The sequence below is a fragment of the Actinomadura meridiana genome, from assembly GCF_039537545.1.
Classification (GTDB): Bacteria; Actinomycetota; Actinomycetes; order Streptosporangiales; family Streptosporangiaceae; genus Spirillospora; species Spirillospora meridiana.
In genome coordinates, this window is the sequence record NZ_BAABAS010000020.1 from 664,651 (window position 1) to 688,609 (window position 23,959).

The window sequence follows — 23,959 nt, forward strand, 5'->3', positions numbered from 1 at the left end:
TCCCCGCATCGGTCTCGGAATCGCCGTGGTCAGGTGGCGTGACGCCAGGGGACGCCGGGAAGATCCTCGTCTCGGCCATCCGCGCGCCGCAGACAGACCGCGTGTTCCTCCGTGGCGTAACCGATCTCGGTCAACTGGAGGCCCGCGTCCGCGAAGGACTTGGAAAGCCGGGGCACCCCATCGGCCGTGACGGTGAAGACGAGCTGGAAGTCCACCGAGTCGCCCAGGATGACCGAGGTCAGATCACCGCCGGTGAGCTGTGCGACCTCGGCCACGATGTCGGCTACGGGAAGCGCGCTTTCCTCCACCACGAACCCGACCCCGCTCGCGGCGGCCAGCGACTGCACACCGGCCTTCAGACCGTCCGAGGTGTCCTGACAACTGGTCACGAGGCCGCTCGTGCTCAAACAGCGCCCATGCCGCACGAGCGCCTGGGGCCGACGCCACGCGGACAGCAGCGACTCCTCCTTCGCCGTCGGAAGTTTCTCCCGGTCGGTGCCGGAGCCACCGAAATACCGCTGGGCCGACGCCGCGATCCCCGTGGGGCCAGTGACGCAGAGGCGGTCTCCCGGGCGGGCACCGGTTCGCAGCAGCGACCTGCCTCGCTCGACGATTCCCATGGCGGACGCCGACAGGATGATTCGCTCGGCGCTGCCGATGTCGCCTCCGACATTGGGCGCGCCGACCTGGCTGCACGCGTCGCGAATACCCTCCATGAGCGCGGTGAAGTCCACGTCCGGCAGGGATCGGGGATAGCGGATGACCGTGAGCAGCGCGATGGGGAGCGCACCCATCGCCGCGATATCGCTGAGGTTGGCCATCGCGAGGTAGTAGCCGATGTCGTAGTTCGACAGATGTCCCAGTTCGTAGAGCTGGAACTTCGGGCCACGAACATAGTCCGAGCCGAGGACGATCTCCATTGGCCCGTCGACTCCGAACACGGCGCAGTCGTCCTGGGCGTCGGCCCCCGCCAGGAGTTCGACCTTGACTCCGTCCCGGAGTTGTCGAGTCCAGCCTGACTGGTCGCTGAACATGGGGGCGACGATGTCGGCCAGCCGTGTCGGTTCATCCGAGGCGATCTCGGTGCTCCGCATGAGTTACACCCTCAACTTCCTGCGGGGAATCGATGTCCTATGGCAGGGAGAGTCTCCAGGACGCGGCCGCCTCCACTGTCGCCATCAGAAGGTTCTTGCGGACGACGACGGCGTAGTCCCATTCGGGATCAGCGATGCCGAGGAGCCTTCCCGCCACTGAGCGAAGATATTGCCTGGGCCTTGCCTGCACGGCAGAGTACACCCGGTGGTCGGCGGCGTCTCCACAGTAGAAATATGGCATGTCGACCCCCCCAAACTGTTCTAGATCGACAATCCCGCTTAGTGGCGTGCCCGTCAGGCCGTCCTGCGACATCAGCGCGTTGACCTCGTCGAATCGCAGGGGAAGCAGGTGAATATGAGCATGGATGATGCAGGCTGAGCCATCCATCCGGCTCGTTGAGCCGTGTTCCAGGAAGACCGGTTCGCCGAAACTCGTCCTATAGTGGGGGACTATCTCGTCGAGTGCCGCTGTTACCGCTTTGGCGTGTTCGCTCATCAACGCGCCGAAACTGACATAGTGCGTGTTGGGGACCAGCAGGAGATGCCCTCGTGTGAGCGGTGACATATCCGCCAGCAGGCTCACCGTTCCGCCGCCGCCGATGATCCTTCCCGGCGGGGATCCGCCGTAGATCCTGCGGAAGGTGGTGTCGGCGGCTCCCGCGAGTTCCTGACACAAGTCGGACCCGGTGCAAGAAGCTCGTTCGGCCACGGATCACCTCGACCGAATTCGGACTGGACTGTTCGCTTAATGAGGTGGACCGAAATATGATCCAGTCAAGTTGGCAGTCATATTGTTACGCCAACCGGGTATGGTTTGGCAAGCCCGCGGTGGGATGCGGCGTTCCAAACGGGGATGGCGACAGGTGAGGTTGTCGACGGCACGTTCCATAGATCGGATAGTCGTGCTCACGGCAACGGTGACACTGGCCAGCAAACAGTACGGGTTCCCCTCCCACACGGCCTGGACGGAGCTGGACGACCAATACTCCTACGCCCTGATTGCCACGATCTTGGTCGGTGGCGTCTTCGGCGTCGCGACCCCGTCCGAATCGTTGTCACGGCGCCATCGCGGTGAACGCCGCCTGGTCATGCGCAGACATGTCCTTACGGCGTTCGGCCAGCTGATCGAAGCCTGCGCCGTCATCGCGCCACCGATAGTGGTGAGTGATCTCGGTCTGCACTTCTGGCAACGGAAACGCAATTGTCGGCATCCCCTACGCGGTGAACTCAGACGTATCGCCACCTACCGTCTCGGTGCGTCGCCGGTAACCCGGCATCTGCGTCCGACCATGGGTGTGGGCGTCGTCGGACTATGCTGGAAGCTCGACCAAGAGGTGAGCCTGAATGTAGCGGCACTCGCCCGAGATCTGGTGGATGAGGATGCATTCGATACATTTCGAGCACGGGAGGGGAACGACGCGGTGATGGGGTTCTGCTGGCAGGACTTCCAGCGCTACCGTCATCGCGGGGCCGTCTTCGCCAGCCCGATCAGAAGTGGTCGTTCGAGGTTCGTGGGCTGTGTCAGCTTCGATGTCTCCGATGGACACGACGACCTCGACTCACAGCGCATCTGGCACGTCCTCAACTCGCTGAGCCTCGTGGTCGGGGAGGACGGTTTCGAAAATGTCTGATATTCGCGATATCACCCGAGAAACCTGCGGCTCCTATGACGCCAATGCCCGCACCTACACGGAAGCATCAGAGGACTATGAGCAATTCCCGGGCCTGCACGCGGAGGTCGTCGAGTTCGCGCGCCTAGCGCCCCACCACCTCCCGGTCCTGGACCTCGGCTGCGGCGGCGGACGCGACAGCCGACTGCTCGCATCGCTCGGACGCACTGTGATCGCGGGAGACTACGCCCCGGTCATGCTCGACCAGGCCCGGAGCCGATCGACCGCCGGGGACCGACCCCCAAGCTTCGTCCGACTGAACGCCCTGGCCCTGCCGATACGTCCCGCGTCGGTCGCCGGAGTGTGGGCCTCAGGCAGCCTGCTGCACATACCAGTCGCGCTGATGGAGCACGCGCTGACCGAGATCCACCGAGTGTTGATTCCCGGCGGAGTCACCGCGATCAGCATGCGAACGGGCGAGGGCGAAGGATGGCGGAACGGCGGATCAATGGAGGGCCGCCGCTGGTTCACCTTCACCGACCCCGACACCTTCACGAAGTACCTGGGCAAGACCGGTTTCTCCGACACCAGGATCCATTACTCCGGCCGACCAGGCTGGTTCGTCGCCATCGCCGTCCGGTAGCGCCCTATTTCCAGGCGTCCGGATCAGAGTTGGGCGCGGCCTTCCGGATGCCTCCCCGGGGATCATCGACATCCCCCTGGTGCCGAGGAATCAGATGGATATGTAGATGATCGATACTCCGCCCCGCGGCCTTACCATCGTTAACGCCGATCGTGTAAGCCTCGGGAAAGTACTTCTCGTCGATCATTTCCCGGGCCGTGCGCATCAGGGAGAAGGCGCTGAGCACCTCGTGATCCTCTAAGTCGAAGAACGAGACAACATGCCTCTTCGGTACGATCTCGACATGTCCGGGATTGGCGGGAAAGTTATCATATCGCGCGTAGAACAGGTCGTTCTCGCAGAGCGTCCTGTTGATCTGAGGGTCGTCCACCTTGCAGAAGAGACAGTCGCTATCGGTGGATCGAGCATACGACCTCGTTCTGTCCGCTTGACGACGTCCTCTGAGCCGATCAAGCAGCATTCGTAGGCCGTTGCTCCTTTCCTTGTCCGACGTACCCGCGATGAGCATCGTATTTCGAGTCTCCCTGTAGGCCGGATATGCGTGATACGCGACAACCGGTGTAGGCCACGCGGCAATGACTCCGCAGATGCTAGCGACAAGCCGCGCCGAGCGAAGGCGAATGGTCACAGGAGTCATCACGGTCACGGTGGATCCTGACTGTTGGCTACGCCACAAATGTCGTATCCGCCCACCATGCCACGGTACGACTCCCACGTTTCCACCTGCAAGGCGATCCACCCAAGGCACACGTCCGCCCACAACACACCGAGCAGGCAGGACACCTTGGGATCCATGAGAGGAGTTCATCCCTGAGCACCTCGCAGAAGATCGTGACCTCCCCGCGAACGTCCCATCTGCGTGCTCACCACAACCCGCTAGGTACGCAGACAATCACTGTCAGGTACTAAACGCCCGGGCCGTGAGGGCTCCCGTGGGCCACAATGCGCCACCACCCATAGCGCGCGGCCCCACGAGCACGTCTTTATGCGGAACGCCGCGCGTCAGCTGATGCTCAGCCTTCTCTCATCCCCCATGAGACCTTCCAGTTCAAGAGGACTCAGGATCGCGGACGACTTATCACGATCTCCGGACACGGAGTGAGCGTCGAAGGTGCAAGATCCTTTATGCTCACCGCATGCAGCTTGTGGCAGTTGGGGACGGTATTCCGGGGGTTTTCGCGGTCAGTCCTCAGGCGGTCGGTGTGTTCGCCGTCGGGAATGAAGCCACCGGAATCGTCGCCATCGGCGGGGTCGCGGACGGTGTCATCGCCATCGGCCAGTTGGCAAGGGGCGTCGTCGCCATCGGCCAGGGCGCCGCGGGAGTGGTCGCGATAGGCCAGGCGGCCTTCGGCTTCTTCGCGGTGGGGATGGTCACCCTCGGAGTGTTCTCCCAGCTCGGGATCGGTTTCGGTGGCACCAGCGTGATCTCCCGCAAACTCGGGCTCTGGGGCAAGCTCCACATCCAGCGGACGTTCGACCCGCACGCACGCGGCCCGGTCCTTGAGAACGGCGGTCTCCCCGGCTGGCGACTCGTCCTCGCGACGGTCGGCACACTGGCCACGGCCGCGGCCTGGTGGAAGCTGACGGGCGAGCCGCTCCGAGCAACGATCTCGGACCTCTGATCAGAGAAAGAGCGGCACGCAGAGCATCCCGACAAGGACCAGCCCACCGAGAACGTTCAGCCAAACCGGGAGCCGTCCGAACAACTCCTCACCACCAGGCGAGAGCGCCCGAAACGGCACGTCACTCTCGCTCTTGTCCTTGTCTCGCTTGTCCCTGGACTTTCCAGACGCCATCAGCCCGCCTCCGCCAATCCGCCGGGCAGCAGCGAGAACCCGGTCCTGCGCGCCTTCTCCACGCTACGGCGCAGCGCCTCTTCGACCTGCGCCGCCTCTTCAGTGAGCCCCTCGATCTCCGCGATCGCCAGCTCGTCCCGGACGGTCCGTGCGAGCAGTTCGCCGTAGGCGTCATTGTTGTCGGCCAAGCGCTGAAGGGTCTTCCACTGGAGAAGAGCCTGATCGGCGGCCTTGACCTGCTCGGCATACCGCTCAATCGCCTCTACTCGCTCGGCGATCGAGGCCCTTGCCAAGTTCAGCGCCCTGGTCTGCGGCTCCATCACCTGCGCGAGCTCGGCACTCTCCCCGGCCTTGCGGGCCGCCCGCTGCTCCCTCCGCAGCCGGCTGATCTCCCGGAGAGTCTGGGCGACCTCCCACTCCTGCGCCGGAAGCACGACGGCGTTCCGCAGATCGTCGAGCATCCCTTCCTTGGTGACATCGGCCGACAGCACAACCCGAACCGCCTCCTGGAGCCGTCCCAGCAGATCGGACGAGGTGGTATTGAGGTCACCCGGCAGCACATAGGACCCGTGAAGCCGCCGCGCAAGGGTACCAACCCGCCCCTCCCCACACCGCGCCACCAGCACACCAAAAGCGACGACAGCCACCCCCGACAGCACGACCACGCCCCAGGGCACGAGCAACAGCACCGCCACCGCCGCGACCTGCCCAATCGCCCCTGCAACCGCCACCTTGCGCCCGTAGAACGGAGCAACGACAAGCGGCAGAAAGGCCCACAGCGGAGCACTCCAAAGGCTGAAGAGCACGTCCCGAGGAGTCCGCCCACCAACGGACCCCGACGGCCGCACCCCGCCAGCAGGATGCAACAACTCCGGCCGCGCCTCCAGAAGGGCGCGCTCCTCAGCCGTAACAACAGGATCAAACGAAACTCTAATGGTCACGAAGGTATTCAAGCACTAACCTGCCCCAAAACTGGCCCCGCTCCACACCGAGCACCCGCCCACAACAATCCCCAAGTCCTCATGCCCAGCCTGCCCCGCCCTGACAAGGGGCCCGGCGGCCACTCCCCCCGCACCCTCCCAGATCCTGGGGCCACGTCCACGCGGATAGCGCAGGAAGAACGTCACCCCGTAACCTATCGGCTACTTAAGGCACCAAATCAGCATCATCGGCGTCGGTTTCCTCATCGACCTTCCAGCAAGTGGCTAAAGGCCCAAGTAGGCTCCAGGGGACGATGGCTGTTCAACGGCGGGCTGGACGGGCGCAGCGTACCTGGCCGGACCTGATCGCGTCTCGGGGCAGGGACAGGCCGAAGGCTCGTTCCAGCGCGGCGAAGAACAGCGGAATGCCGTCCGTCCAGTCGGTCACTTCCTCCGCACCGCGAACGTACGTGTTGAGGAAAGCCAGCGGCGCGTCCGGCTCGAACGGCGCCTCGCCCGGCGTATACCAGATGAGCTCGTACATGTCGCGCTGCTCGTCATCCTCGACCGGAAACGGATTCTGGTACACGCCCTCCTCATAATAGTCGAAGTCATAAATGGCTCGGGCCATGGTGGCGGTCGTCGTTATCTGTTTCGCGGGAGGCGGATCGAGCGAGCGCGAGAAGGCGCCGTCGAAGTCGTGATAGCCCAGCCATGTCCACCCCAACTCCTCCCCAAACACGAGCACGTTATAGACGTCGTCCGTACCTTCGCGTTTATCGCGCTCCCACACCTGCCGAAGCGTCAGCCCATCCTCGATGTCCCGCACATCGGCCCCGTAGGCGAGCGCGACCTCTTCGGATGGCAGGCCTTTGATGAACTCAAGCACCGTGAACGGCTCCTGGTTCCTCCAACCATCGGCGATCCACGCGATGCCATCGCCGATCGGCGCCTGGCGGGCAAGAAACTCCTCGAACGCGACCGCCTGCTTCGGGTCCATGTAGCCCTGGCGGCCGACACGCGCCCTCTTCTCCAGCCAGTCGAGTTCCTCCACAGACCGCAGCTCGGCCACCACCACGCGGTCCCGCGTGAACGTCCTCCGCACCCCGTCAGCGTGCACAAACCGAACATAAGAACCTTGCCGCTCCGGCCCGAGCGGCCGCTCCCGCCCCGCTTTCGCCCGAGGACGCCGCCCCCCACGCTGGACACGTTGCGCGTAATGCTCCAACTCGACCAACTCGGCCGCCGAAAGAAGCACACCGACGAGCTCCCCACCCTCGGTAACGCCCGCCCGCTCCCCAGTCTCCTCAACACGGCCGACCAGCCGACCAAAGTCCTCTAACACATCACACAGTTCAACACTGATCATGCTCCCGAACGCTACCCACATCCCGCCAACACGGCACACGCCGCGAAAGCGCGAGTCACAGGACACGGAAGCACCCGCCCGGCGCGAGCGCCCCGAGGATGCGCCATTGGAGCCCTCGACCGTGCGCCGCACGGCGCGGTCGTAGTCGTCCGGGCCAAGAGGAACTCAGACTTGCCGGTTCCTACCGACACCTCGGACGGCGAGGACGCCACGGACGACGAATAGCCTTGTCCGTCCGGACGGCCTCGACCCTTAGCCCGTATCCGGCCGCACACCCACACCGACCCGTTCCTTGGTCCCGCCCGAGGCCCCTCGCCGGAGCGCGCGAACTCGCTCACCTGCCCGCCCTCGAACCCGACCAGCCCATCGGGCATGAGAGTGGTCACCGCGTCGGCGACACTGGGGATGAGGGGATTGCCGGAACCGTTCCCGGTCTGGTTAAGGAACGGTCCTGCTCAGACATCACCTGAGCACGCAAGTCAGGTCTGAGACAGCCAAGTCGTGTGTCTCGTTCGCGCCTCCAAGCGAAGAATTTCTCTGAGCTGTTCCCTCGTTCGGCCCCTTGTCTTAACGGCATGGCAGTTGGGGCAGAGGGCGACCATTTGAACGGGGTGGTCGCGTCCCCAGGCGGCGCGGTCTGTGACGTGGTCCACTTCAAGAAGTGGCTCGCCGTTCCTATTCACGTCATCCGGCTGGCCGGTGCACAGCGGGTTCTCGCACTGACCACCACTTCGGATCAGCACGGCCTTGACCGCGCTCGCAGAGCGTACGGGCTGCTCCCGGTGAGTGGTTGAGGTCCGGTCATGGTCGCCACGTGCTTCAGCCGCCTCTACCGTCTGGCAAAGGCGCAAGTAGTCCGCTCGTCGATTCGATCGCCCCGATGGCGCCGCGACAGAACGTCCCGTTTGATGAAGGCCGACCTCTGTCAACAGTTCTTTTGGTAGCTTGCCCCCGAAAAATCGTTGACCGAGCGTCGCAACTGCCTCCATGCGCGCTGATTCACTGGACGCCATGAGTTCATACGCCCACGCTGTCAGACCACAATGCGGATCTTGTTCTTCTAGCCAGGTGATCGGATTACCATGCGCGGCGGGTACTGCTCCAGTGTGGCCATGCAGTTCCCAAATCTCTGTACGGGCCAACGCGACGATGGGAAACTCGGGAGTTGGCCTTGAGTTGAGTTGGCCATACTCGTGCATAAGGTCGCGTAGCTTGGAATAGGCATCTCGCCATGGCACGAGTCGCGGATGGCGGTGCGCTGCCCCTCCGAAGGCCCAGAGCAGGGTTATCGGCTGATGTCGAGCGGGCCCATCCGCGGTGCTTGCGATGCGCAGCGTCTCGAGGACCTGGATCAAACGCCGTCGCGGTGAGGCTGGCCCATCGTTGACCACCTCGAAACCCAAACGACCGAGTGCCCGGACGACCGTCTGGCGACCACCGGAGAACTGATCCGCGGTAAGCGGCCGACCTGTCACGTGACGATACGCAACCCCCACGATTGCCTTGGAATCATAATAGGCACCGTCGTGATAAACGAAGTACTGGCGTGCAGGGTCGAAACCGTAGTGGTCGAGAAAACGCTGACGTCCGAGCTCGTCACACTCGCCGATCGCCTCGAGGACGGCGTCGCGCGTGATCGCCGATAGATCCATCCGGACATGATATGTCCGATTTGACTGAGATGCCCAACAAATTCACTGCCCTCACAGGCCCTGCGTACCGGGGAGCTGCCTCCCCGACTCCCAGTCGTCCATCAAAGGCGCCAAACCACGCGGGTATGGCCTGGCAGTGCAGGCACGTGGCGAGCAGTTGAGCGGCAGGTGACTCGGGGAGGGAGCCCGTAGAGGTGTCCTGCGACCGAGTGGCCAGCGATGGCCATCCTTGCGGTTGACTTAGAGGTGTTGGACCGCACCATTTCCGCCGTGGATCCCACTGGATTGAACTGCGGATAATGACTTTACAGGATGTCGAGTCTTAACGATAGTATAATGACCTAAAATCGGCTCTTCGGAGGGAGCTCTGACTGTTCGGGGGGCCTTGGGATGAGCGCGAGTCGTTTTCGCTGGCTCATGCGGAGTTACTCGCCAGGCCTTCCTTAGGCGATGCTTAGCAGGCCTCGCACCGGGGCTCAGGGGAGGCGAGCATGGCGAGCGTAGTTCCGTCGGGCCATGGTGGGGATCTACCAGGCCGCCAAGCGAGAGTTGGGCTACAACGCCGTCCCGTTCCTCCAGATGATCAGTGACCACGGTGGGGTTGCCACGGCCAAGCAACTGCTGTGGAGGGACTTGCCGTCTGACGGCTTCACAACGGCCTTCACTTTGACGACAACCCCGAACCCGACCGGTCGCCCTCGCCGAGCACCTGACCGGTGTCGCCCTCACGCCGAAACTGTTTCAGGAGACCACGTTCACCTGCGGCAGCGCCGAAATGGGGTGAAGGCCGTTCTCATCTGCCGAGCAAACGCGGTCGCGGGGAAGGCGGCGGTCGCCGAGCCGAGGTTCACACCCATCGAGGAACGGACCGAAGGTCAGGGCGGCGCACCGTTTGAGGAGCGGCTTCGCCCGCGTGGGCGTTCGGCCCGGCCGCGTCAGGCTGCTATCCCAAAGGAGGCGCCGAGCCCGCGCGGCCAGTGCCGCTGCTGGCCGAGCTGTTTCCCTGGGCGTCCCATGCGGGGACGCACGCAGAAATGTCCTGGATGCCGATTCTGCGGACCTTACGCCGCATGGTCTGCGGCACGGTCATCGGACGGTGTTGGAGGAGGCAGGTATCCGGCCAGTCCCGGCAGACGAGCGGATAGGCCACGAGGATGGGTCGGCTCAGCGCTGGTACACGCACGTCCCGCAGGGAATACGTGATGCCGTGCTGGAGGAGCTGACGGCAAGGCGGGAAGCGTCTCTGGAGGCTCGCGCTGGCCCTGGGGTTGCCGGGGGCCGTGCTGGACGAGTTGCTCTGGGTCCGCTGCGGGCACTCGTCCGCGGCAGGCAGGGAAGAGCTCTATCGGCATCACTCAAGCCGGTCATCACAAAGGGCGCCGAGGCGATCAACGCCGTGTTCGGTGCCGCCAAGTCAGCATAAGTCCGGTTACGGTGGCTCCTCGTTCGGCTCTCTTTGACCCTTAGAACTAAGAAGGGTCTCGGAGTGATCTCCGAGACCCTGTCTCACCTGGTACTTGGCTGTCGGGGTGGCGGGATTTGAACCCACGACCTCTTCGTCCCGAACGAAGCGCGCTGCCAAGCTGCGCTACACCCCGGTGGTGGCTGCCCGGGAGTCGTACGGTCTCCCGGCGCCTAGTCCACCTTAGCGGATGGTGGGGGGTGGTGCGTCCCTATTTTACCTGGGGCCGGGTCCGGGGGGCGTTGGGCTGTGAAGCCGGTTATGGCGCCGGAGGGGGTGAGGATGATGTTGGTCAGACCCGCGGCCGTTAGCCAGGTACGGACGTCGGTGATGGTGCCGGAGGGGCCGAAGAGGCCCTTGCGCTGCATGAGTCTGATCAAGGGGTCGCGGGAGGTGCCGCGGACGATGGTCGTGCCGCGGAGGGTGCCGCCGGGGCGGAGGACGCGGGCCAGTTCGGCGACCGCGGCTGCCGGGTCGGGGAGGCAGTGGAGGCCGTTGTAGGTGACGCAGGCGTCGAAAGTGGCGGTGGGGAAGGGCAGGGCGTAGATGTCGGCCTGGAGGAGGGTCGCTGTCTTGCGGCGGGCGCGGGTGAGCATCGTCCAGGAGAGGTCGGCCGCTATGTGGCGGGGGTTGTCGCCGACGGCGAGGCCGCCGCCGCAGGGGATGTCGAGGGTGAGGGCCGACGGGTCCTGGGCGGCGATGTTCTGTCGGAGGTGCGTGATGTCGTAGTTCCAGAGGACGCGGGCACCGAGGCGCGAGAGGTACCGGTTCTGGACGGCGTAGTCGTACGCGGAGGCTTGGAGGCGTTCGGTCTTCCAGCGTTCGCGGAGGCTCATCGGCGGGGGACGAGGGTGAGGAGGGATGCCTCGGGCGGGCAGCAGAAGCGCATGGGGGCCTTCGGGGAGGTGCCGAGGCCCGCGGAGACGTGGAGCCACGAGCCGCGGTGCCGGTGGAGGCCCTTCACACGGGGACGGTCGATGCCGCAGTTGGTGGCGAGGGCGCCGTAGAAGGGGACGCGCACCTGGCCGCCGTGGGTGTGACCGGCGAGGAGGAGGTCGTAGCCGTCGGCGGTGAAGCGGTCGAGGTTGCGGGGCTCCGGGGAGTGCATGACGCCGAGGTGGACGTCGGCCTGCGGGTCGACCGGGCCCGCGATCTTGTCGTAGTGGTCCCGGCTGATGTGGGAGTCGTCGATGCCGCCGAACTCGACGTCCAGCTCGCCGACCTTGAGACGGCCGATGCGGTTGTTGAGGTCGAGCCAGCCGGCGGTCTGGAGGGACGAGCCCAGCTCACGATAGGGGAGGTCAGGCTCGCGATGGTCCCGCGCGTAGTCGGACTTGCTGGTCCGCCAGATGTAGCGAAGGGGGTTCTTGAAGATGGGTGAGTAGAGGTCGTTCGACCCGTAGACGAACACGCCGGGGCGTTCGAGGAGGGGGCCGAGCGCGTCCAGGAAGGGGCCGACGGCGTCGCGGTGGGAGACCGAGTCGCCCGTGTTGACGACGAGGTCCGGTTCCAGCGCGTCCAGGGAACGGACCCAGTCGATCAGGCGGGACCGGCCGGGCGTCAGGTGCGCGTCGGAGATGTGCAGGATCTTCACCGGCGGGCGGCCAGGCGGCAGTACGGGCACGTCCATGCGGCGGAGCCGGAACCAGTTCCGCTCGATCACCGAGGCGTACCCGAAGGTCGCGGCGCCCGCGCCCAGCAGCGCCAGGGGCGCGGCGTAGAACTTTCGCACGCCTCCATGCTTCCAGAGAATTGCACGCCGCGGTAATCCCGATGAGGCTTCGGGTGCCGCACGGGCATGATGGTGGGCATGAGCCTGAAGGAGAAGCTGGAGACCGACCTTTCGACCGCGATGAAGGCGCGTGACGAGGTGCGCACCCGAACCCTGCGCATGGCGCTGACGGCGGTGAAGACGGAGGAGGTCGCCGGTAAGCAGTCGCGTGCGCTGTCCGACGAGGACGTCGTCAAGGTGCTGGCCCGGGAGGCGAAGAAGCGCCGTGAGGCGGCGACCGCGTTCGGGGATGCCGGACGCGAGGAGCAGGCCCAGGCGGAGCGCGACGAGGGCAAGGTCCTGGAGGAGTACCTTCCGGCACCGCTCGGCGAGGCGGAGCTGACGGCGCTGGTGGCGGACGCGATCGCCGAGACGGGCGCCGCCGGGCCCCGGGCGATGGGCCAGGTCATGAAGGTCGTGAACCCGAAGGTGGCGGGACGCGCCGAGGGCGGACGTGTCGCGGCCGAGGTCAGGCGTCAGCTCGCGCAGTGACCGTTCTCCGGCGATGATCCGGAATCGTCTCCCCGACGGCCCGGCGTGAGCTGAGGAGTTTCCTTGGCGTTAGTTGCCCCAGGGAGGCCAGCCGTTGCCGGGGCGGTCGTCCCCTTCGCCACGGCCCTTGCCGCTGCTTACGTAGAGGATGACGGTAGTTCCCGGTGGGGCCTGGCTGCCGGGGGCCGGTGAGGTGGAGACGACCGTCCCCTTCGGCTGGTCCGAGCGGACGGAACCGGGGGCGACGCGGGCCTGGAGGTCGGCCTCCTGAAGCTTCGCGGTGGCGGCGGCGACGGTGAGGCCCTTCACGTCCGGGACGTCGGTGGTGTCGCCGAAGTCGCGGGACGGCGTCCGGAATCCGGGCGCGGGCTCTCCGGCGAGCGCGTTCTGCATGCTCCGCTGCCAGATCCCGCCGGGGACGCCCGCGCCGTACTCGCCGGGCATCTTGTGGGTCCAGGGGCCTCGGTAGTCCCAGTAGGCGGTGGCGGCGGCGAGGTTCGGGGTGAAACCGGCGAACACGGCGCAGGTGAACTCTTCGCAGGTCCCGGTCTTGCCCGCGGCGGGACGGCCGATGGCGCGTCCCTTCGCCGTCCCCTGGGTGAGGACGCCCTGGAGGATGGAGTTGACCTTGTCGGCGACGTCGGCGTTGAGGGCCTGGTGGCAGTCCTGCTTGGGCAGTTTGAGGTGCTTGCCCTCGGGGTCGACGACCTCCGTCACCGAGATCGGCGCGCAGTACTTGCCGCGGGCGGCGAACCCGGCGTAGGCGGCGGCGAGGTGCACCATGTCGATGTCGTTGACGCCGAGGACCTGGGACGGGATCGGCAGCAGCGGGTTGCCGTTGCCCTGCTTCATGCCGAACTTCTCGGCCATTTTCACCGCGTTGCAGACGCCGACGCGCTTCTCCAGATGCGCGTAGAACGTGTTGACCGAGTGCCAGGTGCCGGTCTTGAGGTTGAAGTTGCCCGCCTCGCTGTCACCCGCGTTGGACAGCGTCCAGGTGCCGCCGCCGAGCACCGCGTTCTTGACCTTCTTGCCCCGGTACATCCCGCTGTACTTGCAGGTCTGGAAGCCACTGACGGTCGTCGTCTGCGGCGAGTTGATCGTCGTGCTGACCGGAATGCCCTGGTCGATGGCGGCCGCGAGCGTGAAGACCTTGAACGTCGAACCCGCGGAAACACCGTTACCGCCGCCGTGCGCGGAGTCGGCGGGAAGGTTGATGGTGGTCTTGCCCTTGCCGGGACCGAACCGCTTGCTCACCCCGATCGCCTTGACCTTGCCGCTGCCCGGTTCGACCATCGCCTCTGCGGCGACGCGGTTTCCACCCGGCGGGACGGCTCCGCGCAGCGTCTTGTCGACGGAGCGCTGGTCCTGCATGTCGAGGGTGGTGCGAATCGTGTAACCACCCTGGTTCAGCTTGTTGACGACGTTCTGCTGCTGCTTCGGTTCCAGCTGCCAGTACTTGCCGTCCGACAGGATGTTGAGCATGTCGTACTTCACGTACTCGCAGAAGTAGGGCGCCTTGCTGGTCTCGCACCCGCCGACAGGGTCGGTGGGGTTCAGCTCGATGGGCTTGGCGGCCTCTGCGGCGGCCTGCGGCTTGGTGATGTGTCCTAGCTCGGCCATCCGGTTGAGGACGACGTCGCGCCGCTTGCGCGCGTCGTTCGGATTGCGGATCGGGTCGTACGCGGTGGGGTTCTGCGTGATGCCGGCGAGCAGCGCGGCCTGCCCCACGGTGAGCTGCGAGGCGGGGACGCTGAAGTACCGCTTCGCCGCGGCCTGGACGCCGTACGCACCCGCGCCGAAGTAGGAGATGTTGAGGTAGCCCTCAAGAATCTGGTCTTTGGTCAGCCGCTTCTCGATGTCGAGCGCGTAGCGGAGTTCGCGGACCTTGCGGCTGACGGTCGTCGCGGTGGCCTCGCGGTACTCCTCCGGCGTCTTGGCGGCGTCGACCAGCAGGTTCTTGACGTACTGCTGGGTGAGCGTCGAACCGCCCTGCGTCTGCTCGGACTCCACGTTGGACGCCAGCGCGCGGATGGTGCCCTTCAGATCGAGGGCGCCGTGCTCGTAGAAGCGCGAGTCCTCGATGTCGATGATCGCCTGCCGCATGACGGGGTTGATCTGGTCGAGCCGGACGGACTCGCGGTACTTGTCGAAGAACGTGGCGACCTGCTTGCCGTCCGAGTCGTACACCACCGTCTTCTCGGACGGTGGTGTCGTCTTCAGATGGCTGTCCATGTCCTCGAAGTTGTTCGCGGCGTCGCGGGCGGTCAGCCCGGCACTCCCGACCGCGGGCAACGCGATGAACGCGAGGAGGACACCTGCGACCACTCCGGCCCCAAGAAGCCTGATCAGCGTGGATGCCGCCTTCATCCGATCCGTATTCGCAACGCGCACGGGGTCTAGAGTACGCGGGATGACCAGTGCATTTGGGACCACGTCCCCCGTAGCCGCACCTTCCGGGCTGGGGCTGACCATGATGTTCGTCCCTTATGCCCTCATGATGACAACCTGTGCCGTGTCTGGCGCGTCAACTACAGGTAACTAGTCCGTTCCGGCGATATGGCCCCGGTGGGCCATATCGAGAATGGGCCCATCGGGGACTGTTGAAACGTCCCTCGCTTCCGTAAGTTCTTCCCCACGGCTTTCGTTTGGCGGCCTGACGTCCGCGCCCGTCCGGCCAAGGAGCGCAAATCGACACACAGACCCTAGGGGAGTGGGGCCAAGATGTGGATCACGGATTGGACCGCCCGCGCCGCCTGCCGTAACGCGGATCCGGACGCCCTGTTCGTGCAGGGAGCGGCGCAGAACCGAGCCAAGATGATCTGCCGCGGTTGCCCGGTACGCACGGAGTGTCTCGCTGACGCCCTCGACAACCGGATCGAGTTCGGTGTGTGGGGCGGAATGACTGAGCGGGAACGACGTGCACTGCTGCGCCGTCGGCCGGATGTACGTTCATGGCGCGACCTGCTGGAGACCGCGAAGGAAGAGTACGAGCGGTCGGTGGACGTTGACGAGCAGGAACTCGTAGCGAGCTGACCCACGGCGGTCGTCCAGTTGCCACGGACTTGGAGAGCGGTCCGTCCTCTACAGGGCTGATGACCGGCAGGGTCTAATAAAGAGCGTGACGGCAGGCTCGTACCTTTCGAGGTACGAGCCTGCCGATACGAACGCCACGCGGACTCCACCCTGCCCGCCACCCTGCGCCACCCACGAGCGGCCGCACGACCACCCTGACCGCTGCCGGCCTGCGCCGCGTCCCAACGCCGCGCAGCGCCCAGAGAACGAACAACTCGCCCACCGGGTCCGCAGCCTGTTTCGCCCCGCCCTCATCAGCAACGCCATCGCAACGCTGGTGGACGGGCCAGATCTCTCGACGCCGCTACGCCGACTGCCCGAGCATCTCGGCAACCCGACGCCCGTCCACAGCTACTTGTCCGCACTCACCGAAGTGCTCGGCAGGAGTCCCGCAACAGATGCGGTGGTCTGCGGTTGACAGGGGGCGTCGGGCTGGGCTGCGGGGTGGTTAGGGCGTGGTTGTGGTTAGTGCGTTCTGGTTGTTGGTCTGGACTGAGGCGTCGAAGAGGTCGCCGAGGGCGGTGCGGGCGCGGGTCAGTTCGGCGATGCGGGTGTCGAGGTCCGACATCTGTGTTTTGAGATGGTCGAGGACGCACGCCTGCAACTCGATGCCGTCACCGGCGAAGCAGGGCATGAGGTCGCGAATGACCCGGGTGGGCAGCCCCGCCGCGAGCAGTGTGCGGATCCGTGCGACGGTGACCGGTGCGTCGGGTGCGTACTGCCGGTGGCCACCGGTCGTCCGCTCGGCGGGGAGAAGACCCTGCTGCTCGTAGTAGCGCAGTAGGCGGACGGACACTTCCGTCTCGCGTGCCAACTCCCCGATCCTCATGTGATCCACTCCATACCGCTTCGCCTTGAAACTCACATTGATGTCAGATTCTAGCGTTGACCCATGAACACGACTGAACGAATGCCGATCGCCCTCTACGGTTTCCTGCGGCCACGCTCTGAACGTGCCGCTGAGGTGCGTGCCCTGCTGTCCTCGCTGGTGGAGTCGACGCGACGGGAAGAGGGCAACCTGGAGTATCACTTGCACGAGCAACCGGATGGACGGTTCTTCCTGTACGAGGTCTGGAGGTCGCAGGAGGATCTGGACCAGCACAACCAGTACCCGCCGCTGCGCGAGTTCCTCGCCAACGTTCTCGACTACCTCGAAGAGGCCCCGGAGGCGTACTTCGACACCATGACCAGCCCGTACCCGTCCGTTTGACCCAACCGCAGGTGCGTCGGTGGCCGCAAGTGGGTCGGTGGCCGCAAGTGGGTCGGTGACCGTGACGCTCCTGGTGTGGGCCGGTGGGGATTCGGGAGCGGAGGGTTATCCACAGGGTGGCGTTTTGATTGCTGGGGGGTGGTGCGGCGGGGAGGCTGGGGTGCATGAAAGTTCGGTTGGCCGCTGGCCTGGCATGGGCGGTGGGTCAGACCCCGGCGGGGAGGTGCTCACCCATCATCACTGTTAGGCGGCGGTCGGGGGTGCGGTGGGGGCGGCGAGGTCTTCGCCTACCTGGCGTAGGCCGTCCAGGTCGTGGACGTCTTCTGCCTGTGCGGGGACCGCCGTGACCGGGACGGACGGGTGTGTCGACGCGAAGTGGTCGCGGAGTCGTTCCTCGCGGGCGGCGAGTTGCATCCGGTCGGTGTGGAGGCGGAAGAGGGCGGCGGTCAGTGTGTGTTCGCCGCGTTCTTCCAGGGTCTCGGCGGCGGCCTGGGCGCGGGCGGCGGACAGGAGATCGTTCCGGGAGGTGGTCGTGCCTCCGCCGGAGAGTGTGTCTGCGGCGGGCTCGTGGACGCGGTTGACCACCAGGCCGGCGAGGGGCATGCGTTCCGCGGCGAGGCGTTCGACGAAGTAGGAGGCCTCGCGGAGCGCGTCCGGTTCTGGTGCGGCGACGACGAGGAAGGCGGTGCCGGGGGTCTGGAGGAGCTTGAACGTCTTCTCGGCTCGTTCCCGGAACCCGCCGAACATCGTGTCGAACGCGGCGACGAACGTCTGCACGTCCCGGAGGAGCTGGACGCCGATGACTTTGTTCAGCACGCCGGTGAACACGCCGAAGCCGGCGCTGATCACTTTGACGCCGAATCGTCCGCCGGTCTTCGCCGGGGCGGCCAGGAGCTTCATGAAGCGGCCGTCGAGGAAGCGGCCCATTCGTTCGGGTGCGTCCAGGAAATCGAGGGCGTTTCGGGAAGGGGGTGTGTCAACGACGATGAGGTCCCAGGCGCCGGAGCGGTGCAGCTGGCCGAGCTTCTCCATCGCCATGTACTCCTGCGTGCCGGACAGGCTGGACGACAGCGACTGGTAGAAGGGGTTGGCGAGGATCTGCTTGGCCCGGTCCGGATCGGCGTGCGCTTCGACGATCTCGTCGAAGGTGCGCTTCATGTCGAGCATCATGGCGTGCAGTTCGCCGTCGCCGTTGATCTCGATCTTGCGCGGGTTGTTGTCCAGTTCGGACAGGCCCATCGACTGGGCGAGCCGCCGGGCCGGGTCGACGGTGAGGACGACGACGTCCCGTCCCCGCTCGGCCGCGCGGACGCCGAGGGCCGCGGCCGTCGTCGTCTTGCCTACGCCGCCGGAGCCGCAGCACACGATGATCTTCGTGCGGGGGTCGTCGAGGAGCGCGTCGACGTCGAGAGCGGGCGGGGTCTTGCCCCCGGTCGAGCTCATCCGTTCACCTTTCCCGTCCTACCGGAAGGGTACGTCGGTTGGTGGAGACCGCGGTTGCGCGCCGCGGCGATCGACGGATGCCGGTGTGCGTCGACCACGGGTGCGGGGAAACGGAGCCGGTGGGGCTGTGTGTCTTTTGTGGTCATGCGGCGCCTTGGGCGCGGAGGGCGGCGGCCAGGTCGTAGAGGCCGGCGAGGTCCATTCCGTCGGAGAGGAAGGGGAGGGTGTAGTGGGGGCGATCGATGGCTTCGAGGCGTTCTTTCTCGCGGCGCTGGAGGGCGGTGCGGCGGGCGTGGTCGCCCGCCCCGGCGGCGAGGACGGCGGCGATCGACTCGGCGTCGTGTTCGAGCCCGGCGGCCTTCACGCCACGGATGATCTCGTCCAGGTCGAGGGCGCCGGTCGCGGCGGCGGCGAGGGAGTCCTCGGTGAGGACGGGCTGGTGCTCCATGTTCACGACGACCCCGCCGATGGGCAGGCCGACGTCGGTGAGGTCGCGGATGCCGTCCATGGTCTCCTGGACGGGCATCTCCTCCAGGACGGTGACGAAGTGCACGGCTGTTTCGGGGCTGCGCAGAACCTTCATCACGGTGTCGGCGTGGTTGCGGACGGGGCCGACCTTGGCGAGCCCGGAGACCTCGTCGTTGACGTTCAGGAACTTCGTGATGCGACCCGTGGGCGGGGCGTCCATGACGACGGCGTCGTAGATGAACGAACCGTCCTTCTTCTTGCGCCGGACTGACTCGCTCGTCTTCCCGGTGAGGATCACGTCGCGCAGGCCGGGTGCGATGGTCGTGACGAAATCGACGACGCCGAGCCGGGTCATCGCCTTCCCGGCGCGTTTGAGGTTGTAGAACATCTCGAGGTATTCGAGGAGCGCCTCTTCGGTGTCGACGGCGAGCGCGTAGACATCGCCCCCGCCCGGCGCGACGGCGACGCGCCGCTCCTCGTAGGGAAGAGGCGGGCAGTCGAACAGCTGGGCGATGCCCTGCCGTCCCTCGACCTCGACGAGCAGGACCTTACGGCCTCCGGCGGCCAGCGCGAGGGCGAGCGCGGCGGCGACGGTGGTCTTTCCGGTCCCGCCCTTTCCGGTGACCACATGGAGGCGTACGCCGTCCCAGTCGGTGTCTCTCGCGCTCACCCGATCGACCATATCGTTCACTCGGCAAACACTTTGGGGTGCGGCCCGTCCTCGTGCAAGTGATCCCTGACACGGTTCCGTCCACGATCACCGCCGCGGACACTGTCAATCGGCCTGCCCGCGCGGTTAGCTGGGAAACGTGAACCACCCCCGGGTGGTTCCGCCTGGACGGCACGGTATTCGTCACCGTTCAGAACCGCCGGGGCCCAAGGGGACCTCCCCCGGTCCCGCCGACCACGCGAGAAAGGTGTCCGTGATGGAAGCGGTCATTCTTGTCATCGTGCTCGTCATCCTCGTCGGCGGGCTGATCGTCCTGTCGTCGTCGATCCGCATCGTGCAGCAGTACGAGCACGGCATCGTGTTCCGGTTCGGCCAGGTACAGAAGGGCGATCAGTTGCGGCCGAGCGCGATCCGTCCGCCCGGCATCACGACGATCGTGCCGGTCGTCGAACGGATGCAGAAGGTCAGCAGGCAGACGGTCACGATGGGCGTCCCCGGGCAGGACGGCATCACCCAGGACAATGTGAGCGTCCGCGTCGACGCCGTCGTGTACTTCCGGGTCATCGACCCGGTGAAGGCGATCGTGAACGTTCAGAACTACGGTTACGCGGTCTCCCAGGTGGCGCAGACGTCACTGCGGTCGGTCATCGGCCAGGCCGACATGCAGGAGCTGCTCGGCGAACGCGAGAAGATCAACCTGCGGCTGCGGTCGATCATCGACGAGATCACCGAGGGGCCGTGGGGCATCCTGATCGAGCGGGTCGAGATCAAGGACGTCTCGCTGCCCGAGGGCATGAAGCGGTCGATGGCCCGGCAGGCGGAGGCGGAGCGGGAGCGCCGGGCCCGCATCATCACCGCGGACGGCGAGTTCCAGGCGTCCAAGCGGCTCGCCGCCGCCGCCGAGATCATGTCCCAGGACCCGGCGGCCCTCCAGCTTCGGCTGCTGCAGACGGTCGTCGAGGTGTCCGCAGAAAAGAACAGCACGCTGGTGATGCCGCTGCCTGTCGAGATCCTGCGCTTCTTCGACCGCGTCACGAGCAACTCCGGTGACAGCGGAACCGGAGGCGGGGAGGCCAAGCCGGACCTCGGCGAGCGGCTCGCCAAGGCCGAGGAGGAGCTGGCGAAGGCGGCGGAGTCCACCCCGTCCCTGGAGTCCGCCGACGAGGTTCCGCCGGTCATCGGGCTGGACGAGCCGAAGCCTCATGCCGAGTCGGAGCCCGCACAGCCACCGTCCGACGACCAGCGCGGCCTCACCAGCGGCCAGCCCCAGACCGACGAACCCCACGCCGACGGCGCCTAATCCGACAACCTGGAGGTGAAACCCTGGGAGGCAGGCTCCCGCAGGTGCCGTGTTCGCCAATTTCCGGGCTTGTAGGGGTCTCAACGGGCGGGCTCAGGGGCGTCGAGCCGTGGCGTGGGTTGTCGGGTCGGCATGGCCAGCCGACGCACGCCGGGGACGGCCGCTGTTCCCAGGCAGGACGACAGGACGCGGGCGCCGAACAGCAGCCGGAAGTCCCGGCCGCGAAGGGGCTGCTTGGCGAACTGAACGCGGAGGAGCGCCGAACCCTGTCGGATCTGCTTCGCCGCATCATGCTCCGTGCCGAAAACCCGTGATCCGTGGGTTGGCGACAGAAAGCCAGTGTGGAAGGCGATGCGGACGGGTGGGTTCCAACGGGACGCGTGTGGAGCCATCGCTAGTGTGAGGCGCATGAAGAAGTGGGAGTACGCGACCGTTCCTCTGCTGGTGCACGCGACCAAGCAGATCCTTGACAACTGGGGCCAGGACGGGTGGGAGCTCGTCACCGTCCTGCCCGGGCCGAACCCGGAGAACCTCGTGGCCTATTTCAAGCGCGAAGTGCAGTCCTGACCCTCAACGAGAGTGCAGTCGTGACCCCTCAACGAGGAGGAGTGGCCATGAGCACGCCAGAGGAAAGAATCCGCGAGCTGGGGCTGGAGCTGCCGGAAGCGGTCCCGCCGGTCGCGTCGTACGTTCCGACGGCCCGGACGGGGTCGCTCGTCTACACGGCGGGGCAGATCCCGTTGGTCAAGGGTGAACTGGGTGCGACCGGCAAGGTGGGCGCCGAAGTCGACGCGGAGGAGGGCGCCCGGCAGGCACGGATCTGCGCGCTGAACGCGATCGCGGCGCTCAAGGCCGAGGTCGGCGAGTTGTCCCGCGTCGCGCGGATCGTGAAGGTCGTCGGCTTCGTCGCCAGCGCGCCGGACTTCCACGGTCAGCCCCAGGTGATCAACGGGGCGAGCGATCTGCTGGTCGAGGTGTTCGGCGACGCGGGCAAGCACGCGCGCAGCGCCGTCGGCGTGGCCGTCCTGCCGCGGGACGTGCCCGTCGAGGTCGAGCTGATCGCCGAGATCGCCTGACCGCTCCGGCCCGGTTGACGGAATGTCGTGCGGTGTGTCCGAATGGGCCGCCATGGGGATCACGGTGCACGGGCTGAAGCTGCCGGAGTCGCTCCGAGGCCGGATCGAGGACGTCCGGAGCGGCCGGGCCGAGCCCGTTCCCGCGCGTCCCGCCGCCACGGTCGCGGTGCTTCGTGACCACGAGAAGTACGGGTTGCAGGCGTTCATGTTGCGCCGCGTCCGGTCCATGGCGTTCGCGCCCGGCGCGTACGTGTTTCCGGGCGGCTCCGTAGATCCGCGTGACGGTGAGGCGGATCTCGCATGGTCGGGACCGTCACCGGACGAGTGGGGCAAGGCGTTCAGCGCGGATCGGACGCTCGCGCGCGAACTGGTATGCGCGGCCGTCCGAGAAACGTTCGAGGAGACGCTCGTCTTGCTCGCGGGCCACACGGCGGAGACGGTTGTGGACGACACGCGCGGCGCGGACTGGGAAGCCGACCGGCAGGCCCTGCTGGATCGTTCCCAGTCGTTCGCGGGGTTCCTCGACCGGCGCGGTCTCGTCCTGCGCTCGGATCTGCTCCGGCCGTGGACGCACTGGATCACCCCGAAGATCGAGCCGAAGCGCTACGACACCCGGTTCTTCGTCGCCGCGATCCCCGCGGGGCAGCGGGCCGGGGACGTCAGCACGGAGGCCGACCGGGTGGCCTGGGTGCGTCCGGCGGAGGCCGCCGAGCGGGGCCGTGATGGCGAGTGGCCGATGCTCCCGCCGACCGTCGCGACGCTGGCCGAGCTGGCCGAATTCGATTCGGTCGCGGACGTGCTGGCCGCGTCGCGCCGGATCATCGCCCACGAGCCCACTGCGGAGATCATCGACGGGGAGGCGTATCTCGTGCTGCCGGAGTCCGCCGCGCGGCACTACAAACGAGATGAGCGCGCGGACCGGGGGTGAGCGGAGGCGTGCGGCGCAGGGACGCGGTGGCCAAGGCCGTGATGTGGCGCCTGGCGGGGACGTCGGCCCTTCGGCATCTTGATCGTCTCGGCTGGAACCCGGTCCGTCCCCCGGATCGGGCCTCGGGCAGGATGGGGGACATGACGGAGATCGACGGAATGGGCACCGAACGAGCGACCTGCGTGCTTGCGCCGAACCCGTCCGTCATGACCCTGGACGGCACCAACACGTGGATCATCGCCGAGCCGGGCTCCGACGAGGCCGTGGTCGTCGACCCCGGCCCCAAGGACGGCAAGCACCTCAGGCGCGTCCTGAAGACGGTCGAAGCCCAGGGTCGCCGCGTTGGGCTCGTCCTGCTCACGCATGGCCATCCCGACCATTCGGCCGGGGCGGGGAAGTTCGCACGCCTCGCGGGGGGTTCCGTCAAGGTGCGGGCGCTGGATCCGAGGCACCGGCTCGGTGACGAGGGCCTGGCCGAGGGTGACGTCGTCGTCACCGGCGGGCTGGAATTGCGCATCATGGAAACGCCAGGGCACAGCGACGACTCGCTGACGTTCTGGCTTCCGGCGGACGGCGCCGTCCTGACCGGCGACACCATCCTCGGCTACGGGACGACCGTCCTGGAGGGGAGTCTCGGCGACTATCTCGGCTCGCTGGACCGGCTCCGCGCGTTCGCCACAGAGGTCGAGGCCGCCACGATCCTCCCAGGTCACGGGCCGAAGCTGGACGATCCGATCGCCGTCCTCGATCACTACATCACTCACCGGCGCGAGCGTCTCGCCCAGGTGGAGGCCGCCGTAGCGGCGGGTGCGCGGACGGCACGCGAAGTCGTCGAACGTGTGTACGCGGACGTCGACAAGTCGCTGTGGGGGGCGGCCGAGGCGTCCGTCCAAGCGCAGCTTGACTATCTGAAAGGGCACGAGGGTTCAGACGGCGCTGTCTGAACCATGCGCCAGACCACTGCCTGAATCACGCGCTGG

The 23,959-nt window shown here is 66.4% G+C and carries 23 protein-coding genes, 1 tRNA gene and 1 pseudogene; 12 read left to right on the plus strand and 13 right to left on the minus strand.

Annotated elements, in window-relative coordinates:
* Positions 1-29: 29 nt before the first annotated feature.
* Together thiL and ABD808_RS29240 are read right to left on the minus strand one after the other, a co-directional pair.
* The gene (gene thiL, locus ABD808_RS29235; RefSeq protein WP_344903186.1) at positions 30-1,094 is read right to left on the minus strand and encodes a thiamine-phosphate kinase; all 1,065 of its coding nucleotides are present in this window, start codon (positions 1,092-1,094) and stop codon (positions 30-32) included.
* A gap of 37 nt (positions 1,095-1,131) precedes the next feature.
* A complete protein-coding gene (locus ABD808_RS29240) occupies positions 1,132-1,803 on the minus strand; it encodes an HIT domain-containing protein (protein ID WP_344903189.1) in 672 nt (223 codons plus the stop codon).
* Positions 1,804-1,996: 193 nt separating this feature from the next.
* Between ABD808_RS29240 and ABD808_RS29245 the strand changes: the two genes are divergently transcribed.
* Together ABD808_RS29245 and ABD808_RS29250 are read left to right on the plus strand one after the other, a co-directional pair.
* Positions 1,997-2,725: a hypothetical protein gene (locus ABD808_RS29245; protein ID WP_344903192.1), complete on the plus strand. Its 729-nt coding sequence runs from the start codon at positions 1,997-1,999 to the stop codon at positions 2,723-2,725.
* A complete protein-coding gene (locus ABD808_RS29250) occupies positions 2,718-3,347 on the plus strand; it encodes a class I SAM-dependent methyltransferase (RefSeq protein ID WP_344903195.1) in 630 nt (209 codons plus the stop codon). Before ABD808_RS29245 ends, ABD808_RS29250 begins: the two co-directional genes overlap by 8 nt.
* Positions 3,348-3,351: 4 nt before the next feature.
* On the opposite strand, the gene ABD808_RS29255 is transcribed toward ABD808_RS29250, so the two are convergent.
* Positions 3,352-4,155 (minus strand): HIT family protein, encoded by an 804-nt coding sequence (locus tag ABD808_RS29255; RefSeq protein WP_344903198.1) that lies wholly within the window; start codon positions 4,153-4,155, stop codon positions 3,352-3,354.
* A 328-nt stretch (positions 4,156-4,483) separates the two neighbouring features.
* Between ABD808_RS29255 and ABD808_RS29260 the strand changes: the two genes are divergently transcribed.
* Complete coding sequence (locus ABD808_RS29260; RefSeq protein WP_344903200.1) at positions 4,484-4,969, plus strand: hypothetical protein; 486 nt, start codon at positions 4,484-4,486, stop codon at positions 4,967-4,969.
* A 173-nt stretch (positions 4,970-5,142) separates the two neighbouring features.
* On the opposite strand, the gene ABD808_RS29265 is transcribed toward ABD808_RS29260, so the two are convergent.
* The 3 genes from ABD808_RS29265 to ABD808_RS29275 form a co-directional block, all read right to left on the minus strand.
* Positions 5,143-6,096 carry a hypothetical protein gene (locus ABD808_RS29265; RefSeq protein WP_344903202.1) on the minus strand — a complete coding sequence of 318 codons (954 nt, stop codon included), beginning with the start codon at positions 6,094-6,096 and terminating at the stop codon, positions 5,143-5,145.
* Between the two features lie 289 nt (positions 6,097-6,385).
* Positions 6,386-7,432 carry a hypothetical protein gene (locus tag ABD808_RS29270; protein ID WP_344903205.1) on the minus strand — a complete coding sequence of 349 codons (1,047 nt, stop codon included), beginning with the start codon at positions 7,430-7,432 and terminating at the stop codon, positions 6,386-6,388.
* A gap of 479 nt (positions 7,433-7,911) precedes the next feature.
* Positions 7,912-9,084: a phosphorothioated DNA-binding restriction endonuclease family protein gene (locus tag ABD808_RS29275; protein WP_344903208.1), complete on the minus strand. Its 1,173-nt coding sequence runs from the start codon at positions 9,082-9,084 to the stop codon at positions 7,912-7,914.
* A gap of 700 nt (positions 9,085-9,784) precedes the next feature.
* Here ABD808_RS29275 and ABD808_RS38675 point away from each other — a divergent pair.
* Positions 9,785-9,868 (plus strand): annotated as a pseudogene (locus ABD808_RS38675) (DUF6461 domain-containing protein); the annotation flags it as partial.
* Between the two features lie 740 nt (positions 9,869-10,608).
* Here ABD808_RS38675 and ABD808_RS29280 read toward each other — a convergent pair.
* The 3 genes from ABD808_RS29280 to ABD808_RS29290 form a co-directional block, all read right to left on the minus strand.
* A tRNA-Pro gene (locus tag ABD808_RS29280) sits at positions 10,609-10,682 on the minus strand.
* Between the two features lie 37 nt (positions 10,683-10,719).
* Positions 10,720-11,382 carry a class I SAM-dependent methyltransferase gene (locus ABD808_RS29285; RefSeq protein WP_344903211.1) on the minus strand — a complete coding sequence of 221 codons (663 nt, stop codon included), beginning with the start codon at positions 11,380-11,382 and terminating at the stop codon, positions 10,720-10,722.
* Complete coding sequence (locus tag ABD808_RS29290) at positions 11,379-12,278, minus strand: metallophosphoesterase (RefSeq protein ID WP_344903214.1); 900 nt, start codon at positions 12,276-12,278, stop codon at positions 11,379-11,381. Before ABD808_RS29290 ends, ABD808_RS29285 begins: the two co-directional genes overlap by 4 nt.
* Positions 12,279-12,356: 78 nt before the next feature.
* Here ABD808_RS29290 and ABD808_RS29295 point away from each other — a divergent pair, with 78 nt between their 5' ends.
* Positions 12,357-12,809, plus strand: a complete 453-nt coding sequence (locus ABD808_RS29295) for a GatB/YqeY domain-containing protein (RefSeq protein WP_344903217.1) — start codon at positions 12,357-12,359, stop codon at positions 12,807-12,809.
* Positions 12,810-12,878: 69 nt separating this feature from the next.
* On the opposite strand, the gene ABD808_RS29300 is transcribed toward ABD808_RS29295, so the two are convergent.
* Positions 12,879-15,203, minus strand: a complete 2,325-nt coding sequence (locus tag ABD808_RS29300; RefSeq protein WP_344903220.1) for a penicillin-binding protein — start codon at positions 15,201-15,203, stop codon at positions 12,879-12,881.
* Between the two features lie 330 nt (positions 15,204-15,533).
* On the opposite strand from ABD808_RS29300, the gene ABD808_RS29305 reads away from it, so the two are divergent.
* A complete protein-coding gene (locus ABD808_RS29305; RefSeq protein WP_117397528.1) occupies positions 15,534-15,845 on the plus strand; it encodes a WhiB family transcriptional regulator in 312 nt (103 codons plus the stop codon).
* A 487-nt stretch (positions 15,846-16,332) separates the two neighbouring features.
* Here ABD808_RS29305 and ABD808_RS29310 read toward each other — a convergent pair whose 3' ends face one another.
* Complete coding sequence (locus tag ABD808_RS29310; protein ID WP_344903227.1) at positions 16,333-16,713, minus strand: MerR family transcriptional regulator; 381 nt, start codon at positions 16,711-16,713, stop codon at positions 16,333-16,335.
* A gap of 63 nt (positions 16,714-16,776) precedes the next feature.
* Here ABD808_RS29310 and ABD808_RS29315 point away from each other — a divergent pair, with 63 nt between their 5' ends.
* Entirely contained in the window at positions 16,777-17,094 is a 318-nt protein-coding gene (locus ABD808_RS29315) for a putative quinol monooxygenase (RefSeq protein ID WP_344903230.1), read from the plus strand.
* 243 nt (positions 17,095-17,337) lie between these two features.
* Here ABD808_RS29315 and bagB read toward each other — a convergent pair whose 3' ends face one another.
* Both bagB and bagA read right to left on the minus strand, forming a co-directional pair.
* Entirely contained in the window at positions 17,338-18,537 is a 1,200-nt protein-coding gene (gene bagB, locus ABD808_RS29320; RefSeq protein ID WP_344903233.1) for an ATPase BagB, read from the minus strand.
* A gap of 142 nt (positions 18,538-18,679) precedes the next feature.
* Positions 18,680-19,675 carry an ATPase BagA gene (bagA, locus tag ABD808_RS29325; protein WP_344903236.1) on the minus strand — a complete coding sequence of 332 codons (996 nt, stop codon included), beginning with the start codon at positions 19,673-19,675 and terminating at the stop codon, positions 18,680-18,682.
* Between the two features lie 256 nt (positions 19,676-19,931).
* Between bagA and ABD808_RS29330 the strand changes: the two genes are divergently transcribed.
* From ABD808_RS29330 to ABD808_RS29350, 5 genes are all read left to right on the plus strand, one after another.
* The gene (locus tag ABD808_RS29330; protein WP_344903239.1) at positions 19,932-20,975 is read left to right on the plus strand and encodes a slipin family protein; all 1,044 of its coding nucleotides are present in this window, start codon (positions 19,932-19,934) and stop codon (positions 20,973-20,975) included.
* A 408-nt stretch (positions 20,976-21,383) separates the two neighbouring features.
* A complete protein-coding gene (gene sp36, locus ABD808_RS29335; protein ID WP_021591512.1) occupies positions 21,384-21,542 on the plus strand; it encodes a Sp36 family protein in 159 nt (52 codons plus the stop codon).
* Positions 21,543-21,589: 47 nt separating this feature from the next.
* On the plus strand, positions 21,590-22,051 hold the full coding sequence (locus ABD808_RS29340; RefSeq protein WP_344903242.1) for a RidA family protein: 462 nt from the start codon (positions 21,590-21,592) through the stop codon (positions 22,049-22,051).
* A 52-nt stretch (positions 22,052-22,103) separates the two neighbouring features.
* Entirely contained in the window at positions 22,104-22,979 is an 876-nt protein-coding gene (locus ABD808_RS29345; RefSeq protein WP_344903552.1) for an NUDIX hydrolase, read from the plus strand.
* A 140-nt stretch (positions 22,980-23,119) separates the two neighbouring features.
* Complete coding sequence (locus ABD808_RS29350; RefSeq protein ID WP_344903247.1) at positions 23,120-23,923, plus strand: MBL fold metallo-hydrolase; 804 nt, start codon at positions 23,120-23,122, stop codon at positions 23,921-23,923.
* Positions 23,924-23,959: the final 36 nt, after the last annotated feature.

Bases quoted from the DNA above. Each gene is read 5' to 3' on its own strand.
- ABD808_RS29270 (WP_344903205.1), bottom strand. From the start codon at position 7,432: ATGATCAGTGTTGAACTGTGTGATGTGTTAGAGGACTTTGGTCGGCTG.
- ABD808_RS29250 (WP_344903195.1), top strand. From the start codon at position 2,718: ATGTCTGATATTCGCGATATCACCCGAGAAACCTGCGGCTCCTATGAC.
- bagB (WP_344903233.1), bottom strand. From the start codon at position 18,537: ATGAGCTCGACCGGGGGCAAGACCCCGCCCGCTCTCGACGTCGACGCG.
- ABD808_RS29285 (WP_344903211.1), bottom strand. From the start codon at position 11,382: ATGAGCCTCCGCGAACGCTGGAAGACCGAACGCCTCCAAGCCTCCGCG.
- ABD808_RS29305 (WP_117397528.1), top strand. From the start codon at position 15,534: ATGTGGATCACGGATTGGACCGCCCGCGCCGCCTGCCGTAACGCGGAT.
- ABD808_RS29310 (WP_344903227.1), bottom strand. From the start codon at position 16,713: ATGAGGATCGGGGAGTTGGCACGCGAGACGGAAGTGTCCGTCCGCCTA.
- ABD808_RS29255 (WP_344903198.1), bottom strand. From the start codon at position 4,155: ATGAACTCCTCTCATGGATCCCAAGGTGTCCTGCCTGCTCGGTGTGTT.
- ABD808_RS29340 (WP_344903242.1), top strand. From the start codon at position 21,590: ATGAGCACGCCAGAGGAAAGAATCCGCGAGCTGGGGCTGGAGCTGCCG.
- ABD808_RS29260 (WP_344903200.1), top strand. From the start codon at position 4,484: ATGCAGCTTGTGGCAGTTGGGGACGGTATTCCGGGGGTTTTCGCGGTC.
- ABD808_RS29330 (WP_344903239.1), top strand. From the start codon at position 19,932: ATGGAAGCGGTCATTCTTGTCATCGTGCTCGTCATCCTCGTCGGCGGG.
- ABD808_RS29275 (WP_344903208.1), bottom strand. From the start codon at position 9,084: ATGGATCTATCGGCGATCACGCGCGACGCCGTCCTCGAGGCGATCGGC.
- ABD808_RS29315 (WP_344903230.1), top strand. From the start codon at position 16,777: ATGAACACGACTGAACGAATGCCGATCGCCCTCTACGGTTTCCTGCGG.
- sp36 (WP_021591512.1), top strand. From the start codon at position 21,384: ATGAAGAAGTGGGAGTACGCGACCGTTCCTCTGCTGGTGCACGCGACC.
- ABD808_RS29350 (WP_344903247.1), top strand. From the start codon at position 23,120: ATGACGGAGATCGACGGAATGGGCACCGAACGAGCGACCTGCGTGCTT.
- thiL (WP_344903186.1), bottom strand. From the start codon at position 1,094: ATGCGGAGCACCGAGATCGCCTCGGATGAACCGACACGGCTGGCCGAC.
- ABD808_RS29345 (WP_344903552.1), top strand. From the start codon at position 22,104: ATGGGGATCACGGTGCACGGGCTGAAGCTGCCGGAGTCGCTCCGAGGC.
- ABD808_RS29295 (WP_344903217.1), top strand. From the start codon at position 12,357: ATGAGCCTGAAGGAGAAGCTGGAGACCGACCTTTCGACCGCGATGAAG.